The following is a 15,082-nucleotide window of genomic DNA, read 5'->3' on the forward strand; positions in this document are numbered from 1 at the left end:
GTCGCCGGCGTCGCCCAGTGCCTTCCGTCAACTCCCGCTTTCCTCTACTGCGCCACGCCGTACAAGCGGTCGCCGGCGTCGCCCAGGCCGGGGACTATGTAGCCCTTCTCGTTCAGGTGCGAGTCCATGCCGGCGATGACGAGGTTGCAGGGGACGTCGAGGTGGGTGAGTTCGCGCTCCACGTGCTCGACGCCTTCGGGCGCGGCCAGCAGGCAGATCGCCGTGATGTGGTCCGCGCCGCGATCGACCAGGAACTGGATCGCCGCGGACAACGTCCCGCCGGTCGCCAGCATCGGGTCCAGGACGTAGCACTGCCGACCGGACAGGTCCTCCGGCAGGCGTTCGGCGTACGTCGAGGCGCGCAGGGTCTCCTCGTCGCGGATCATGCCGAGGAAGCCGACCTCCGCGGTCGGCAGCAGCCGCGACATCCCCTCCAGCATGCCGAGACCGGCCCGCAGGATCGGGACGACCAGCGGCTTCGGCGCGGACAGCTTGACGCCCTGGGCCTCGGCGACCGGGGTCTGCACGGTGACCGGGCCGGTGCGGACGTCGCGGGTCGCCTCGTAGGCGAGCAGCGTGACGAGCTCCTCGGTCAGCCGCCGGAACGTGGGCGAATCCGTGAGCTCGTCCCGCAGCGCGGTGAGCTTGTGGGCGACGAGCGGGTGGTCCACGACGAGGATCTGCATAAGCCGGAACGGTACCGTCGGCGATTCGGCGCGGGGAAGCTCGCTCGCTGTCAGACTCGAAAGTGCATTGGAATGAGCCCTGCCTCGCCCCCCAGGGAGTACGCCGATGACGGACAGCGGTGCCAAGACGCCCGAACAACTCGACCGCCTCCGTCGCCGTGCGGCATTCCTCCGGGAGCTCGAGGAGGCGCGCGCACTCCGGGATCGGATCGCACCCCGGCGAGCCCGGGTCCGGCAGCTCCGGGAAGCGATGCGCAGAGCGACGTATCATCACTGAGAGCAAGCGTCGTGACTCCGTGTGTTCGCGGTACCGATATCACGTCGAGATCGCGAATATCTCCCTTGTACGGCGCGAGTCTGCGACGATGATCCGGTGTCTGATGCCACGGCTGGGCCGATGACCACCGACCTCGACTTCGCGGTCGCCGCTTACACCGAGGACGGCGTGTGGAACGTCACCCCGCTGGTGCTGCGCGGTGAGCCTGAGTTGTCCACTCTGGTGTCGGCCCTGCGCCGCTACCCCGGTGAGGCCGGGGTGCTGGGGATGATCTCGGTCGACGAGGACTTCTTCCTGCTGCTGCGCGTGATCGGCGGCCGGGCCCGGTTGCTGATCTCCGACGTCACCGCCGCGACCGAGTGGCCGCTGGCCCGGCAGGTGGTGGACGAGCTGGACATCCCGCTGGCCGATGACGACGACGAACAGGTCCCGGCCGGTGACCTGGCGATCATCGCCGACCTCGGCATGAGCGCGATGGACCTTGGCGCGCTGTGCGACGACGTCGACCTCTACCCGGAGGAGATGCTCGAGGAGGTCGCCGAGGCCCTTGGGTTCGGCAACCAGTTCCACGAGGCGATCGAAGCCCTTGGTTAGCCCGGCGGTCCAGCGAGAGTGGGCCCGGCTGATGGCCCTGGCGCTGGCGGAAGGCGAGAAGGCGCTGCCCGACGTACCGATCGGGGCGATCGTGGTGGACGCTTCGGGCGAGGTGATCGGACGTGGTCACAACGTGCGGGAAGCGACGGGCGATCCGACCGCGCATGCCGAAGTACTCGCGATCCGTGCGGCCGCCCGGCACGTGGGCGAATGGCGGCTCACCGGCTGCACTCTCGTGGTCACGCTCGAGCCCTGCACGATGTGCGCGGGTGCTGTCGTGCTGTCCCGGCTCGACCGGCTGATCTTCGCGGCGTACGACGAGAAGGCGGGCGCGGTGGGTTCGTTGTGGGACGTCGTCCGGGACCGTCGGCTCAATCATCGGCCCGAAGTGGTCGGCGGTGTGATGGCCGACGAGGCGGGCGCGCGGCTGCGCGATTTCTTCATCGGGCACAGACCTTGATAGCCTCTCCGGCGGTGGCGTGTCCGAGCGGCCGAAGGAGCGCGCCTCGAAAGCGCGTGACGGGCAACCCCCGTCCGAGGGTTCAAATCCCTCCGCCACCGCCAACCACCTTCGCGGGTGGAAGAAGGCCGGAGACCCTGATGCTGTGTGATGCGTCAGGGTTTTCGTCTCTCGGGACCTGACGCAGCGGGGGGCCCCAATGGATGTCACGGAGCTCGACAGGATTCTCCTGGCCGGCGCGGCGGTGCTGCTGGTCGCGATCGTCGCGGTCCGGTTGTCCGGACGGCTCGGGCTCCCCTCGCTGCTGATCTACCTCGGGATGGGCCTGGTGCTGGGCGAGTCCGGCCCGGGACACATCCACTTCGAGGACGCGCAGCTGGCGCATGCCCTCGGGTTCGCCGCGCTGGTGGTGATCCTGACCGAGGGCGGTCTGACCACCCGGTGGAACGAAGTACGCCCGGTGATGCCACTGGGCGTCGTACTGGCGACCGTCGGCGTCGCGATCAGCGTCGGGGTGGTCGCGTGTGTGGCGCACTTCGTTCTGGGGCTGAACTGGCAATTCGCGGTCCTGCTCGGCGCGGTCACCTCGCCGACCGACGCCGCTGCGGTCTTCTCCGTACTGCGCCGGGTCCCGATCAGACCGAGGTTGCGGGGTGCGCTCGAGGCCGAGTCCGGTCTGAACGACGCGCCGACGGTCTTGCTGGTCACGTTGGTGAGCACGGGCGAGGTCGGCGAGAAGGGCATCTGGTACTTCAGCGGTCTGGTGCTCTACGAGCTGGTCGTCGGCGCGCTGTTCGGGTTCCTGATCGGTTGGGTCAGCGTCGGCCTGCTCCGCCGGGTCGCGCTCGGCTCGGCCGGTCTGTACCCGGTCGCGGTCCTGTCGCTCGCGTTCCTTTCGTACGCCGGTGGGGCGGTGCTGCTGCATGTGTCGGGGTTCGCGGCGGTCTACGTGACGTCGCTGATCCTCGGGCGGGCCGAGTTGCCACACCGGCTGGCGACCCGGTCGTTCGTCGACGGGATCGCCTGGCTGGCGCAGATCGGGCTGTTCATCATGCTCGGGCTGCTCGCGTCCCCGGACCGGATCGGGCTGGACGACCTGGTGATCGCGCTGGTGATCGGGGTCGCGGTGACCGTGGTCGGGCGGTTCGCGTCGGTGGCGGTGTCGGCGGCGCCGTTCCGGATGCCGTGGAGCGAGCAGACGTTCATCGCGTGGGCGGGCCTCCGCGGTGCGGTGCCGATCGTGCTGGCGACCATCCCGCTGGCGGCGGGCGTGCCTCAGGCCGACCGGATCTTCGACGTGGTGTTCGTGCTGGTCCTGCTGTTCACGCTGCTGCAGGGTCCGTCCCTGCCGTGGCTGGCCCGCCGGTTGAAGGTGCTCGACGAGAACGCGTCGTACGAGGTGGACATCGACGTCGCGCCGCTGGAGTCGCTCGGGGCCGACATGCTCCAGGTGCACGTACCGAGCGAGTCGCGCCTGGCCGGCGTCGAGATCGGCGAACTGCGCCTGCCCGTCGGCGTGTCCGTCTCGCTGATCATCCGCGGCGACCGCGCGTTCGTCCCCGACCGCCGGACCGTCCTCCGAGCCGGCGACTCCCTCCTCGTCGTCGCCCCCAGCCCGCTCCGCGACCAGACCGCCCGCCGCCTCCGCGCCGTCTCCCGAGCCGGCCGCCTGGCCGGCTGGTTCGGCGAACGAGGCCGCGAACAACACTGAAAGCGGTTTGCCCAGCGGTGAGTTCTGAACTACTTTTGAAGTATGCCGGAACTGCAGGAAGTGAACTTCTCCGACCTACTCCAGCGCCCGAACGAAACAGTGGAAAAGCTGAAGTCGAGCCGTCGGCGCGCCCTCCGAGTCCACCGCCGCGGCTCCGAGGACGACCTGGTCCTGACCACGGTTGCCCGGGCAGACGAAGAGCATGAGTTGGCCGTGATCACCGTGCGAATGCTGCGGGCGGTGATGAGCAACCCAACCGTGCGTTCGCAGTACCTGCTCGATGTCCTACCGCAGGTCTTTCCGTGGATCAAGTTCCTGCCTGTGGACGGCCAAGCGGCCTTCGCGCAGGAACTCGTCGACGTGATGGAGGCGAGCATGGACCTCGACATCCCGGCGCCTGTGCTACAGCTGATCATCGAGTGGCGGAGCACCGCCGAGATCCACGCCGATCCCGAGTTGCTTGCCATTCTGAGCTCGCCGCGTGGTGGCGACTTCGGTCCTGTGCCGCGGCCAACGGTCGAGTGACTCCGGCGAAACGTGGTGATCGGGTCGCTCCTCCCCCACGGCCGGATCACTGGGACGTCGGGTTTCACAGCTCGCCTGCCGCGAAGGGTTGGGAGGAGCTCTGTCGCCAGGCGCCCGGCAACACTGCCAAGGCGTGGCAAGACATCAGAACCGAGCCCCAGCCCTCCCCGCGATCAGCTCGTCGTCAGCGGCTGAAGTTCGATCTGGCGATTGTCGCCGGGCTCGAGCAGTGGCAGTACGAGGTTACTGGTGGGGGGCGGATCTGGTATCTCGTCGACCCGGAGGTGCGGACGGTGTGGATCACGTACGCGGGGACCGGGCACCCGAAGGCGACCGACTGATCAGTTTGGGTTTTGGCCGGAGGGGATGGGTTGGGGGGTGTGGATGACGGGGAGGCAGAGGGTGGTGTCGGGGGCCAGGGCTATGGAGGGGAGGCCTTTGGGCTTGAGGCTGGTGTAGCGGGGGCCGACGACCAGGTCAACGGTGTGGTCGGTGCGCTCGTCGCCGATGGTCAGGGCCTTCTGGCTGAGTTGGCCGGCGACCAGGAGGAGTTCAGGCGACTTGTCGGTCGCACCGCGGATCGCGACGACGTCGATCTTGTCGCCCTTCGGCTCGTTCGCGATCCTCGCGACGTGGAACCCGCGCTTCTTCAGCATGTCGGCCACGGCTGCCGCCGTACCCGCCTTGGCTCCACCGTTGTAGACGTTCACCACCACCTGCTTGGGCACCAGGCGGTTGTTCGGCAGCTTCTGGTCGACGCAGGTCGGCTCGGCGCTGCTGTTGATCAACGAGTTCCAGCCCCACCAGGCGCCGCCGACCAGGATCACCAGCAGGGCCACCATCGTGATCGGCGTACGCCAATGGATCCGCGAATGCGGCCTCGGCTGTGGATGGATCGCGGTCATCGGCTCAACCCCCCGTGAGCAGGCATCTGGTCAGTCCACGACCAGTACCCGGGCATGCAGGACCAAACGCTGCTGCAGCGCGGCCCGCAGGGCGCGGTGCAGGCCGTCCTCGAGGAACATCTCACCCTTCCACTCGACGACATGCGCGAACAGGTCGCCGTAGAAGGTGGAGTCCTCGTCGAGGAGCGCGCTCAGGTCGAGGGTGCCCTTGGTGGTGACAAGCTCGTCCAGCCGCACCTGCCTCGGCGGCAGCGAAGACCAGTCCTTCGGCTGCAGGCCATGGTCCGGGTACGGACGTTCCTCCCCGACGCGCTTGAAGATCACCCCTCCAAGTCTAGCTGGGTAAAAGGTCTTGTGAGAGGTCATGAACGTCACCGGAACAGACAGGGGTGGGGACTCAACCTTTCGGTGCCGATGGACGTCCTATCCGGAGAGGGAGTAGTGGGCGTCGGTTCCTCGCCCACGACCAAGGGGGTGAACCGCATGCGAATTCTTTCCAAACTCGGGCTCGCCGCAGCGGCCTTGACGCTGGTCGCGGCAGGTACGGCGCTGCCGGCCGACGCGCTCACGGTGACACAGGCGAAGGCGGCTCAGACACGGCTGAACAAGCTCGGCTGCACGGCCGGGCCGGTGGACGGCAAGATCGGCGCGATGACCCAGGCGGCCACGGTCCGGTTCCAGTCTGCCAACGTCCTGAGCCAGTCCGGTGCCCTGAACAGTACGACGTACTCGCGGCTGATGGCGACGACGGCGAAACGGTGTGACGTGCGGTCGGTGCCGCGGCGGTCGGGGAGCGGGCGGCGGATCGTCATCAGCCAGACGCAGAACTGGGTGTGGCTGATCGATGCCCGCGGCAAGGTCGTCCGGCAGGGCGGGATCATCGACAACCCGTCGTACCTGCGCGCTGGGAACTACACCAGCGGCGCGAAGTGCGGGCGGGCGGCGCGGATCCGGAAGAACACCGACGGCGCGAGCCTGTACCTGAACAACTTCGTCCGGTTCGCGCCCTGCGGGATCGGGTTCCACCAGATCCCGACGTACAAGTCGAACGGGAAGCAGATCCACGCCGACTGGCTGCTCGGCACCAACTACCGCGCCTCACACGGCTGCATCCGGGTCACGGCGTCGATGTCGGCCGCCATCTGGACCTTCGCCGCCGGAGCCACCCACGTAGTCGTCATGCGCTGATCCACAGCCCAGCCCCCGGGTGTGGATAACTCTCCAACCACGCCCGGGGGCACTAGCATGCCCAGCGGGACGCAGGTGCGTCCCGTCAACCGGGGAAAGGCACGCTGACATGGCCGAGACAGCTGATGTCGTGGAGACCGTCAAGCAGGGGTACGCGTTCGAAGGGGCGGCGATCGAACTCGGCGCGCTGCTGGTCGGCGACGAGCCGAAACCGGAGGCGGCGGTCCGGATCCCGTTGTCGATGGTGAACCGGCACGGCCTGGTCGCGGGCGCGACCGGTACCGGTAAGACGAAGACCCTGCAGTTGATGGCCGAGCAGCTGTCGGCGGCCGGGGTCGCCGTGTTCGCCGCCGACATCAAGGGCGACCTGTCCGGCATCTCCCAGCCCGGACAGGAGAGCGAGAAGCTGCTGGCCAGGACCAAGACGATCGGCCAGGAGTGGAACGCCACCGGGTTCCCGACCGAGTTCTACGCGCTCGGCGGGCAGGGCTCCGGGATCCCGATCCGGGCGACCATCACGTCGTTCGGGCCGGTGCTGCTGTCCAAGGTGCTGAGGCTGAACGACGTCCAGGAGTCGTCGCTCGGGCTGATCTTCCACTATGCAGACAAGCAGGGCCTGACGCTGCTGGACCTGAAGGACCTCCGCTCCGTCATCACCCACCTGACCAGCGACGAGGGCAAGGCCGACCTCAAGGAGCTCGGCGGGTTGTCGGCCGCGACCGCCGGGGTGATCCTGCGCTCGCTGATCGGGTTCGCCGACCAGGGTGCGGAGGCGTTCTTCGGTGAGACGGAGTTCGACACCGCGGACCTGCTGCAGCAGCGCGACGGCAAGGGCCTGATCTCGCTGCTCGAGCTGCCGAACCTGCAGGACCGGCCGGCGCTGTTCTCCACCTTCCTGATGTGGCTGCTGGCCGACCTGTTCCACGACCTGCCCGAGGTCGGCGACGTCGACAAGCCGAAGCTGGTGTTCTTCTTCGACGAGGCGCACCTGCTGTTCAACGATGCGTCGAAGGCGTTCCTGGACTCGATCGCACAGACCGTGCGGCTGATCCGGTCGAAGGGGGTCGGCGTCTTCTTCGTCACCCAGACGCCGAAGGACGTGCCGGACGACGTGCTCGCCCAGCTCGGTTCGCGGGTGCAGCACCAGTTGCGGGCGCACACGCCGAACGACGCGAAGGCGCTGAAGGCGACCGTGTCGACGTTCCCGAGTTCGTCGTACGACCTGGCTGAGGTGCTGACCCAGCTCGGCATCGGCGAGGCGATCGTGACGGTGATGAACGAGAAGGGCGCGCCGACGCCGGTCGCGTGGACCCGGTTGCGGGCGCCGCTGTCGCTGATGGCGCCGGCCACGGCCGAGCAGCTGACCGCATCGGTCCAGGGCTCGCCGAACAACGCGAAGTACACCGAGGTGATCGACCGGGAGTCGGCGTACGAGATGCTGGCCGCCAAGGTGCAGGCCGGCGCCGAGCAGGCCGAGGCCGAGCGCCAGGCGGAGGAGCAGGCCAAGCCCGTACCGAAGCCGCGGGCGCAGAAGCAGGACAAGTCGATGGTCGAGCAGGTGATCGGCTCGTCCGCGTTCAAACAGTTCGCCCGCTCCGCCGGTCGCGAGATCGTCCGGGGCCTGTTCGGCTCGGCTCGCCGCCGCCGCTGAACCTCCCGTTCGGGCCGGACCGTCCGGCAAGACATTCCGAACCCGGACGGTCCGACTTTTGCTTGTTCTGTAAGGGTTTTTGCCGATGTGATCCTTGATCAAACGACTGAATGGTCAGCGATGCAGCCATCGTTTCCAACTCGTCATCGGCACCGCGCCGTCGCCGATTGGGACGAGACGCTTACTCGTCGTACGGTGTGAGGTAATGGTTGCGCAGAGTAGGCGAGCGGTTCGGTATTGGGCGCTGTGGACGCTGACGGTCCCGGCGTTCGTCGTTGTGGTGCTCGTCGACCTCGCCGCCATCGGGTACGCCGTCCAGGCGTTCACGGATCTGCCGAGTTGGCGCGGTGTGGACCTGGTGTTCGCGTTGACCGCGTCCGCGCTGATCTCGGTCGAGGGTGCGCGCCGCGTGGAGAATCGGCGCCGCCGGGGCGGAGCGTTGCACAAGGACCTGGCGCCGGCGTGGATGATCGCGGCCGCGCTGATCCTGCACCCGGCCCTCGCGATCCTGGTCGCCGTCCTGCTCCGGATCTGGTGGCGGATCCGGGCCGGTAAGTGCATCCCGTACCGCTGGGCGTTCTCGACCGCGGTCCACGTGCTGGGCGTCGGCGCCGCGCACGCCACGTTCACCGCCACGCGCGACCTGACTGGAGACAGCGGGCTCGGACTGGTGGTGTCCATGGTCGCGGGAGCGCTGGCGCTGGTCGCGACGGACACCGTGCTCTGCGGTCTCGCGATCTCACTGATCATCCCCGGCAGCACGTGGCGGGAGACCGTCGGCGGGATCGACGACCTGTGCACCGATGCCACAGCCGCGACGCTCGGCTGCCTGCTGGCCGCCGCGTGCCTGATCAGCCCGTGGTTCGCGTTCGTCGCGATCCCGATCACGCTCACCGCGCAGCGGGCCTTGCTGCTCGGCCAGTTGGAGTCCGAGGCACAGACGGACCCGAAGACGAACTTGAGCCGCGTCGACTGGTGGCGGCGTCGTACCGAGGAGATGCTGCGGACCGCGCGGGCCCAGCGCGAGCCGATGGCGGTGCTGCTGATCGACATCGACCACTTCAAGCAGGTCAACGACCGGCATGGCCACCTGGTCGGTGACGAGGCGCTGCGCGCGGTCGCGACGATCCTGCGCAGTGCGATCCGGGCGAAGGACGTGATCGGCCGGTTCGGTGGCGAGGAGTTCGTGATCGCGCTGCCGGAGACCGGCATCGACGAGGCCACAGTCACGGCGGACCGGCTCCGCAACGCGGTCGCGGCCAGTCCACTGGCCGCGATGTGCGCCGGCGTCCTCGACGACCCCGATCTGGGCCCGGACACCTTCCTCCTGACCATCTCGATCGGCGTCGCCGTCTACCCCGCCGACGGGGCCGACGTCGACGACCTCCTGCTCCGCGCCGACCGGGCGATGTACGCCGCCAAGGCCGCCGGCCGCAACCGGGTCCGCCTGGCTGCGGACACCCTCCCGCCCGTGCGCCTCGCGCCGCCGTCGGACACGCCGTCCGACCGCTCGGCGGCTCACGTGCCCCGCCCCGACTCCCCGGTCCCCTCACCGACTCTGTCCGGCGCGCGCCCGGATCGCTCCACCTCCGCAGCCGACCGCCGCTGACGATGGGGCCGCCCTGGGCCCTGCTTTGCCGGAAGATTCCCAGAACCTTTCGGCGGTGTACGGCGTCCTGATGGGTGAGGGACGGAGGACGGAGAGGGTATGCCGGGTTCGGCGAACCGGGACGACGACTTCACGGCATTCGTGCTGGCCAGATCCGCGCGGCTGATCCACTTCGCGCGGATGCTGTGCGGCGATGCCGGGCTGGCCGAGGACCTGGTGCAGACCGCGCTGGAGAAGGCGTACCTGCGCTGGGACCGGATCGAGATGGCCGACCCGTTCGGCTACGTCCGCCAGGCTGTGGTCAACCAGCACCTGTCATGGGTACGACGTCGCCCATGGCGTGAGCGGCCGAGCGGTGACGCGGCCGAACTTGAGTCGCACCTCGGCCTGAGCGTCGCGGACCAGTCGGGCACGGTGGACCGACGGGTCGCGATCGGCGCCGCGATGTCGACACTGAGCAGGCGCGAGCGTGCGGTCGTCGTACTGCGGTATGTCGAGGACCTGACCGAGCGACAGACGGCAGCGGTCCTCGGGGTGGCGGTCGGCACGGTCAAGAGCGCGAATGCGCGGGCGCTCGGCAAGCTGCGGGCAGCTCCCGAGCTGAGCGGTAGCTATGGAGGAGAACGAGCATGAACGAGAAGGGCAGGCCGCCCGAGGACGAGGTCCGGGACGCACTGGCACCCGACGGCAGCATCGAGCCGCTGGACCCGGCCCGGGTGATCGCGGGGGCGCGCCGTCGTCACAGGACCCACGTCCTCGCCACCGCAGCGGCGGCCTCGGTTGCGGTGATCGCGATCGCCACGGGCGGATTCCTGGTCCGGGGTGACAACCTGGGCAACGCCCCCGAGCCCGCGAACCACGGACCGACCGCACCGGTGTTGTCCCCGCACCCGACACCCACCCACACGCCCTCGCTCGCCGGTGTCACACCCCGCCCGCCGGCAGTGCTCCCGTCGATGAACTCCAGCGCGCCCGTCCCGAGCGCCAACCCGCAGGTGTCCGACACACCAGGGACATCGCCTCAGCTGACCGTCGCGACCTGCCGAACGGCGGCCGACGGCGAGCCCGGACCGGGTGCGGCGGCGAAGCTCAGAGGAACAGTGAGCGATGAAGCCGGCAAGACAATCGTGATCGCGGACACCCGCTACTGGATGGCTTGTGACAGCACGTACGGCACGGAGGTGTCGGTTCGCAAGCCGGCGACTCTGAAGACGCCAGGACTGCAGGACAACAACGCGTTCGCGGTCGCGAACAACACCGTCGACACCGTGGACGGGCCGCGGGACTACTTCTGGGCGGCCGGCCTGCTGCCGGACGGTGTCGCGACCGTGCGCTACAGCTTCGTGGACGGCGAGACCGTGGATGCCGAGATCAGCAACGGCTTCTGGCTGATGCGGCACCTGTCCAGCATCCGGCCGGGTGCCCACGACCTGGGCGACCGGGTCCAGGTTCAGTTGCTCTCGGCAACAGGCGGCGTACTGAACGACGTCCGGCTGAACTGGGGTACGCAGACCTGTGCGCAGATCAGCCATGGCTGCTGAGCGGAACCTTTCGGACCGCGCGCCGCGTCCTTCAGTCCGACAAACCCCGAGGTGGTGTGGAGGGCAACGATGATGGAGCAGGTCCGGAACGGCCGGGTGGCCAGGATCCTGATCAGTGGGCTCGCGGTCGCGGCGGTGGCCGGTGTCGCGATCGCAGGGACGGCGATGGCACGGAACGGGCGGTCCTCGACCGACACGACGGTCGCCGGCGGTGGACCGGCCACGCCGTCGCCCGGGCTGTCGACACCGTCGCCGAGCCTGCTGCCGACCGCTACCCCAAGCACTCCTTCGCCCAGCCTGTCGCCAAGCGTTGTGCCGACCGCCAAGCCGCTGGCCACTCCGAGCGATCAGCCGTCTGCCACCCCAAGTGCTCTACGGCAGACCGCTGGCGTCAAGCCGGTCGTGCCCACGCCGAAGGTCCAGGAACCGCCGACGGACGCGGTGGCGGCATGCAAGGGCTGGCTGAAGGAAGTCGACGGGCCGGGGAGCTCCGCGAAGGTCGTCGCGCGGCTGGACGGTGCACCGGGCAGTGTGCTGATCCTTGCCGACAGCAAGTACTGGGCCGGCTGCGACACGGCGTACGCGCGGCATGACGGCGAGGGCTCGATCCGGCAGCCTGCGAAGCTCGGTACGGCGTCCACCAGCACGGACGCGTTCGCCGTCGCGAACAACCTGATCCCGATCAAGGGTAAGGAGTACGAGTACTACTGGGCCGCCGGGCTGCTCCCCGCCGGGATCACGAAGATCGCGTACGCGTTCCCCGACGGCACGACCACGAATGCCGTGATCAAGGGCGGCTACTGGCTGATGCAGCACCAGACCGCGACGCCCTGGAAGGAAGGCACAGCGCCCGGCCTGCAGATCACCGTCACCCTGACCGGCAAGAACGGGAAGACCTTCAAGCTCGTCTGGGGCGAGCAGACCTGCGCCCAGATCAGCCACGGCTGCTGACCCCGAACCGCCAGGCCATCACAATCACCGCCTCGCGCGCTCCGCACGCCGCGGGGTCGCGTCGGGGACGGGATTGTGATGGCCTGGGCGTTCAGCAGGCTGCGAACGTCCCGGCTGAGATGTACGCCTTGGTGACGTACATCCCGCTGTGGACGCGGAGCCAGACGTTGCTCGTGCCCTGCGAGCCCGTGAGGCTCGATCCGGTGGTCTGGCACTCGACCGTCACCTGCGCGGACTTTCCCGCCATCCCGACGACCGCGCCGCTGGAGTTCGGCGAGTTGCGCACGTTCAGGTAGCCGGACGTGATCGCGACCGTGCCGCGGCCGCCGTCACCCGTCCACAGATACGTCACGTCGACGAACCCGTTGTCCGACATCCCGAGCGCGTCCCAGAACACACCGTCGGCCAGGTCGATCCCGGCCGGGTTGGCGACCGTCCGGCCGAACTGGTCCTTCCCGCCGTTGTAGCCGTTCTGGTACGCCGCCTGCGCCTCGGGACGACCCTGCGGCAGGTCCTTCCACATCTCCCGGGTCGCGCTCGGGTTCCAGTAGTCGTCCTTGGTGTTCCACGGGCCGACGTCCCACACGGGCTCGAACGCGCACCGCGACGCCGTACAGACCTTGACCGAGTAGGTGCCGGAGCCGTTGCCGGCCAGCCCGCGCCGCGAGGGCAGCGCGACGAAGTGGTCGCGGCTGATGATGACGTGCCCGTTGGCCGTCGTACCGCCGACCAGTCCTTCGCGGGTGGCGAAGACGCGGGACTGCAGCGGCGCGGCCTGGACGGTCATCCGGCTCGGGGCGGCCTTGTCGGTGGGCTGGACGGTGAGGTCGCCGACCCACGGGTTCGCGCCGGTCGGGGGCGCAATCACGATGATGCGCAACTGCACTTGGTCGCTGGCACCGGGCAACGCGGTCGGCGTACCGGCCTTGGCGGAGGTCCACTCCGACCATCGGTCCTTCACCCATGCGCGTACGTCGACCTCCGCCGACGAACCGTCCGGCGTACCGGAGGTGTAGCCGACGACGACAGCCGAGGTGGCGGCCGGGAAGCGGACCGGGGTGAGCTCGGCGAGACCCGATCGCTGCCGGAGTTCGGTGGAGCCGATGGTGGCCGGGGCGTCGCCGAGGATGATCCGGCTGCCCTCGATCCGGACGTTGCTGGATCCGGCGGGTTGGGCCGCGACGGCGACCGGATCGGTCGACGCGGCCGTGCTGGGCAAGGTGGCGGTAAAGATCGCCAGCGTCGCAGCCAGACCGGCGGCGAGCTTGGCACTTCGGGTGATACGCATGGGCGGGTTACCTCCGGGGCGGTGAAGGTGTGTGCCGGCCGTGAGGACCGGCTCACCCAATGTGACAAACAAACACCGCTGTTGTATAGACCGTGAATAAATTTCTTCGAAGGAGTTCGTGACAGAACAGAACCCGATCGATCACCCAGGGGGTTTGGACCGGTGTGACAGAGGCAGAGGAGAATCGATGACCCGGACCGCGGACGCCGATTTCGAGCGCTTCGTGTTGGCGCAGTCGACCCCCTTGCTCCGCTTCGCGGAGATGCTGTGCGGCGATCGGCACACTGCCGAGGACCTGGTGCAGCAGGCGTTGATGCGGTCGTACCCGAAATGGCACAAGCTGAGCGGTGATCCGCTCCGCTACGTGCGGCGGGTACTGGTCAACCGGTTCCTCTCCCAGGCCCGCCGGCGCTGGAACAACGAGGTACCCAGTGACCCGGTGCAGAACGATTGGGACCAGCGAGCGGTAGCGGACTTCGCCGGGGAGGTGCAGACCAGGGAGGCCGTGCTCTCGGCCCTCGGAGGTCTGACCGTCCGGGAGAGAGCCGTCGTCGCGCTGCGCTACTCGCAGGATCTCTCCGAGGCCGAGACCGCCGAGCTGCTCGGCATGGCGGCCGGGACCGTGAAGAGCACGGCCTCCCGGGCGCTGGCCAAGCTGCGTCTGGCACCCGACCTGATCGATTCCGGAGTTGGAGGAAACTGATGAGTGACGAGCAGCAGATTCGCAGCGCGCTCGACTATGAGCTGGAGCCCTGGCAGCCCGACACCGCCGACCTGATGCGGCGCGGCAAGCGGCTGGCCTGGCTCCGCCGGGGACTGGCCGCGGCGGGCGTCACCGCCCTGGCCGGAACCGTAGCGACGGTGTCCGCCGCGGTCGGTGGACCGGCGCCGGTGAAGAACCTGCTGGCCGGCGGCAGCAAGCCGCCGGTGCCAGTGGTGGGTCCGACCGCGCAGCCGCAGGTGCCGTCGGTCGACCCGACCTGCCTGCCGGCCAAGCCGCAGCTGCCGAAGGTCTCGGTGAACAAGACCATCGACCCGAGCAGCTTGCCCACCGGCAAGCCGTCGTTGCCCGCGAAGCCGTCCCTGCCGAGCGTGAAGCCTTCGCTGCCCGCGAAGCCCACGCTGCCGAGCATCGAGCCGTCGCTGCCGGCCAAGCCCGTCCTCCCGACGAAGCTGCCGAGCGGCAAGCCGTCGCTCCCGACGAGCAAGCCGAGCCTTCCGTCGTTGCCCGCCAAGCCGACTCTGCCTGCGAAGCCGACGCTGCCGAACGTAAAGCCGTCGTTGCCGGCCTTGCCGAGCCTTCCGACGGCCAAGCCCTCGCTGCCGAGCGGCAAGCCGTCGTTGCCCGCGAAGCCGTCCCTGCCGAGCGTCAAGCCGTCGCTGCCGGGCAAGGGTGTCCCGACCCTGCCTGACTGCGTGAACGGCGTACCGGACGGCAAGCCGTCGGTGCCGTCGGTCCCGAAGCCGAGCGTTCCGGGCAAGCCGGACCTGCCGACCACCAAGCCGTCCCTGCCGAAGCCGGCCGTCCCGACGGTGAAGGTGTCCGGCGGTGTCACCGTCGATCCGGGTCAGCAGCCGACGATCCACCTGCCGGCCAAGCCGACGCTTCCGACCACGAAGCCGAGCCTCCCGAAGCCGAGCTTCCCCACCGGTCTCCCCTCCTCAGACCGGTAGGGCTCCCGCGGGGACACCGGCG

17 protein-coding genes and 1 tRNA gene are annotated in these 15,082 nt (G+C 68.9%); 14 read left to right on the forward strand and 4 right to left on the reverse strand.

Annotated elements, in window-relative coordinates:
* Positions 1 to 44 precede the first annotated feature (44 nt).
* On the reverse strand, positions 45 to 686 hold the full coding sequence (upp, locus tag ACIBG5_RS08315; protein ID WP_396390862.1) for a uracil phosphoribosyltransferase: 642 nt from the start codon (positions 684 to 686) through the stop codon (positions 45 to 47).
* 106 nt (positions 687 to 792) lie between these two features.
* Here upp and ACIBG5_RS08320 point away from each other — a divergent pair, with 106 nt between their 5' ends.
* From ACIBG5_RS08320 to ACIBG5_RS08345, 6 genes are all read left to right on the forward strand, one after another.
* A complete protein-coding gene (locus ACIBG5_RS08320; RefSeq protein ID WP_165556040.1) occupies positions 793 to 963 on the forward strand; it encodes a hypothetical protein in 171 nt (56 codons plus the stop codon).
* A gap of 96 nt (positions 964 to 1,059) precedes the next feature.
* Positions 1,060 to 1,557, forward strand: coding sequence for a tRNA adenosine deaminase-associated protein (locus ACIBG5_RS08325; RefSeq protein WP_337589493.1), 498 nt, complete (start codon positions 1,060 to 1,062; stop codon positions 1,555 to 1,557).
* 31 nt (positions 1,558 to 1,588) lie between these two features.
* The gene (locus tag ACIBG5_RS08330) at positions 1,589 to 2,017 is read left to right on the forward strand and encodes a nucleoside deaminase (RefSeq protein ID WP_396390863.1); all 429 of its coding nucleotides are present in this window, start codon (positions 1,589 to 1,591) and stop codon (positions 2,015 to 2,017) included.
* A 13-nt stretch (positions 2,018 to 2,030) separates the two neighbouring features.
* A tRNA-Ser gene (locus ACIBG5_RS08335) sits at positions 2,031 to 2,121 on the forward strand.
* Positions 2,122 to 2,216: 95 nt separating this feature from the next.
* On the forward strand, positions 2,217 to 3,728 hold the full coding sequence (locus ACIBG5_RS08340) for a potassium/proton antiporter (protein ID WP_396390864.1): 1,512 nt from the start codon (positions 2,217 to 2,219) through the stop codon (positions 3,726 to 3,728).
* Positions 3,729 to 3,770: 42 nt separating this feature from the next.
* Positions 3,771 to 4,253 carry a hypothetical protein gene (locus tag ACIBG5_RS08345; protein ID WP_396390865.1) on the forward strand — a complete coding sequence of 161 codons (483 nt, stop codon included), beginning with the start codon at positions 3,771 to 3,773 and terminating at the stop codon, positions 4,251 to 4,253.
* Between the two features lie 341 nt (positions 4,254 to 4,594).
* Here the strand turns inward: ACIBG5_RS08345 and ACIBG5_RS08350 are convergent, their stop codons facing one another.
* Together ACIBG5_RS08350 and ACIBG5_RS08355 are read right to left on the reverse strand one after the other, a co-directional pair.
* Positions 4,595 to 5,158, reverse strand: a complete 564-nt coding sequence (locus tag ACIBG5_RS08350) for a LytR C-terminal domain-containing protein (RefSeq protein ID WP_396390866.1) — start codon at positions 5,156 to 5,158, stop codon at positions 4,595 to 4,597.
* Between the two features lie 30 nt (positions 5,159 to 5,188).
* Complete coding sequence (locus ACIBG5_RS08355; protein ID WP_360436878.1) at positions 5,189 to 5,482, reverse strand: type II toxin-antitoxin system VapB family antitoxin; 294 nt, start codon at positions 5,480 to 5,482, stop codon at positions 5,189 to 5,191.
* Between the two features lie 159 nt (positions 5,483 to 5,641).
* On the opposite strand from ACIBG5_RS08355, the gene ACIBG5_RS08360 reads away from it, so the two are divergent.
* The 6 genes from ACIBG5_RS08360 (at position 5,642) to ACIBG5_RS08385 (ending at position 12,098) form a co-directional block, all read left to right on the forward strand.
* Complete coding sequence (locus tag ACIBG5_RS08360; RefSeq protein ID WP_396390867.1) at positions 5,642 to 6,346, forward strand: peptidoglycan-binding protein; 705 nt, start codon at positions 5,642 to 5,644, stop codon at positions 6,344 to 6,346.
* Positions 6,347 to 6,455: 109 nt separating this feature from the next.
* Complete coding sequence (locus tag ACIBG5_RS08365; RefSeq protein ID WP_396390868.1) at positions 6,456 to 7,997, forward strand: helicase HerA-like domain-containing protein; 1,542 nt, start codon at positions 6,456 to 6,458, stop codon at positions 7,995 to 7,997.
* 205 nt (positions 7,998 to 8,202) lie between these two features.
* On the forward strand, positions 8,203 to 9,606 hold the full coding sequence (locus tag ACIBG5_RS08370; RefSeq protein WP_396390869.1) for a diguanylate cyclase: 1,404 nt from the start codon (positions 8,203 to 8,205) through the stop codon (positions 9,604 to 9,606).
* 99 nt (positions 9,607 to 9,705) lie between these two features.
* Positions 9,706 to 10,239: a SigE family RNA polymerase sigma factor gene (locus ACIBG5_RS08375; protein ID WP_396390871.1), complete on the forward strand. Its 534-nt coding sequence runs from the start codon at positions 9,706 to 9,708 to the stop codon at positions 10,237 to 10,239.
* Positions 10,236 to 11,147 carry a hypothetical protein gene (locus ACIBG5_RS08380; RefSeq protein ID WP_396390872.1) on the forward strand — a complete coding sequence of 304 codons (912 nt, stop codon included), beginning with the start codon at positions 10,236 to 10,238 and terminating at the stop codon, positions 11,145 to 11,147. Before ACIBG5_RS08375 ends, ACIBG5_RS08380 begins: the two co-directional genes overlap by 4 nt.
* 69 nt (positions 11,148 to 11,216) lie before the next feature.
* Positions 11,217 to 12,098, forward strand: a complete 882-nt coding sequence (locus ACIBG5_RS08385) for a hypothetical protein (RefSeq protein WP_396390873.1) — start codon at positions 11,217 to 11,219, stop codon at positions 12,096 to 12,098.
* 91 nt (positions 12,099 to 12,189) lie between these two features.
* On the opposite strand, the gene ACIBG5_RS08390 is transcribed toward ACIBG5_RS08385, so the two are convergent.
* The gene (locus tag ACIBG5_RS08390) at positions 12,190 to 13,386 is read right to left on the reverse strand and encodes a hypothetical protein (protein ID WP_396390874.1); all 1,197 of its coding nucleotides are present in this window, start codon (positions 13,384 to 13,386) and stop codon (positions 12,190 to 12,192) included.
* A 187-nt stretch (positions 13,387 to 13,573) separates the two neighbouring features.
* Here ACIBG5_RS08390 and ACIBG5_RS08395 point away from each other — a divergent pair, with 187 nt between their 5' ends.
* Positions 13,574 to 14,089, forward strand: coding sequence for a SigE family RNA polymerase sigma factor (locus ACIBG5_RS08395; protein WP_396390875.1), 516 nt, complete (start codon positions 13,574 to 13,576; stop codon positions 14,087 to 14,089).
* Entirely contained in the window at positions 14,089 to 15,060 is a 972-nt protein-coding gene (locus tag ACIBG5_RS08400) for a hypothetical protein (protein ID WP_396390876.1), read from the forward strand. The genes ACIBG5_RS08395 and ACIBG5_RS08400 overlap by 1 nt, the downstream gene beginning before the upstream one ends.
* Positions 15,061 to 15,082 lie beyond the last annotated feature (22 nt).

This window comes from Kribbella sp. NPDC050241 (genome assembly GCF_044459685.1).
In the GTDB taxonomy this organism is placed as follows: Bacteria; Actinomycetota; Actinomycetes; order Propionibacteriales; family Kribbellaceae; genus Kribbella.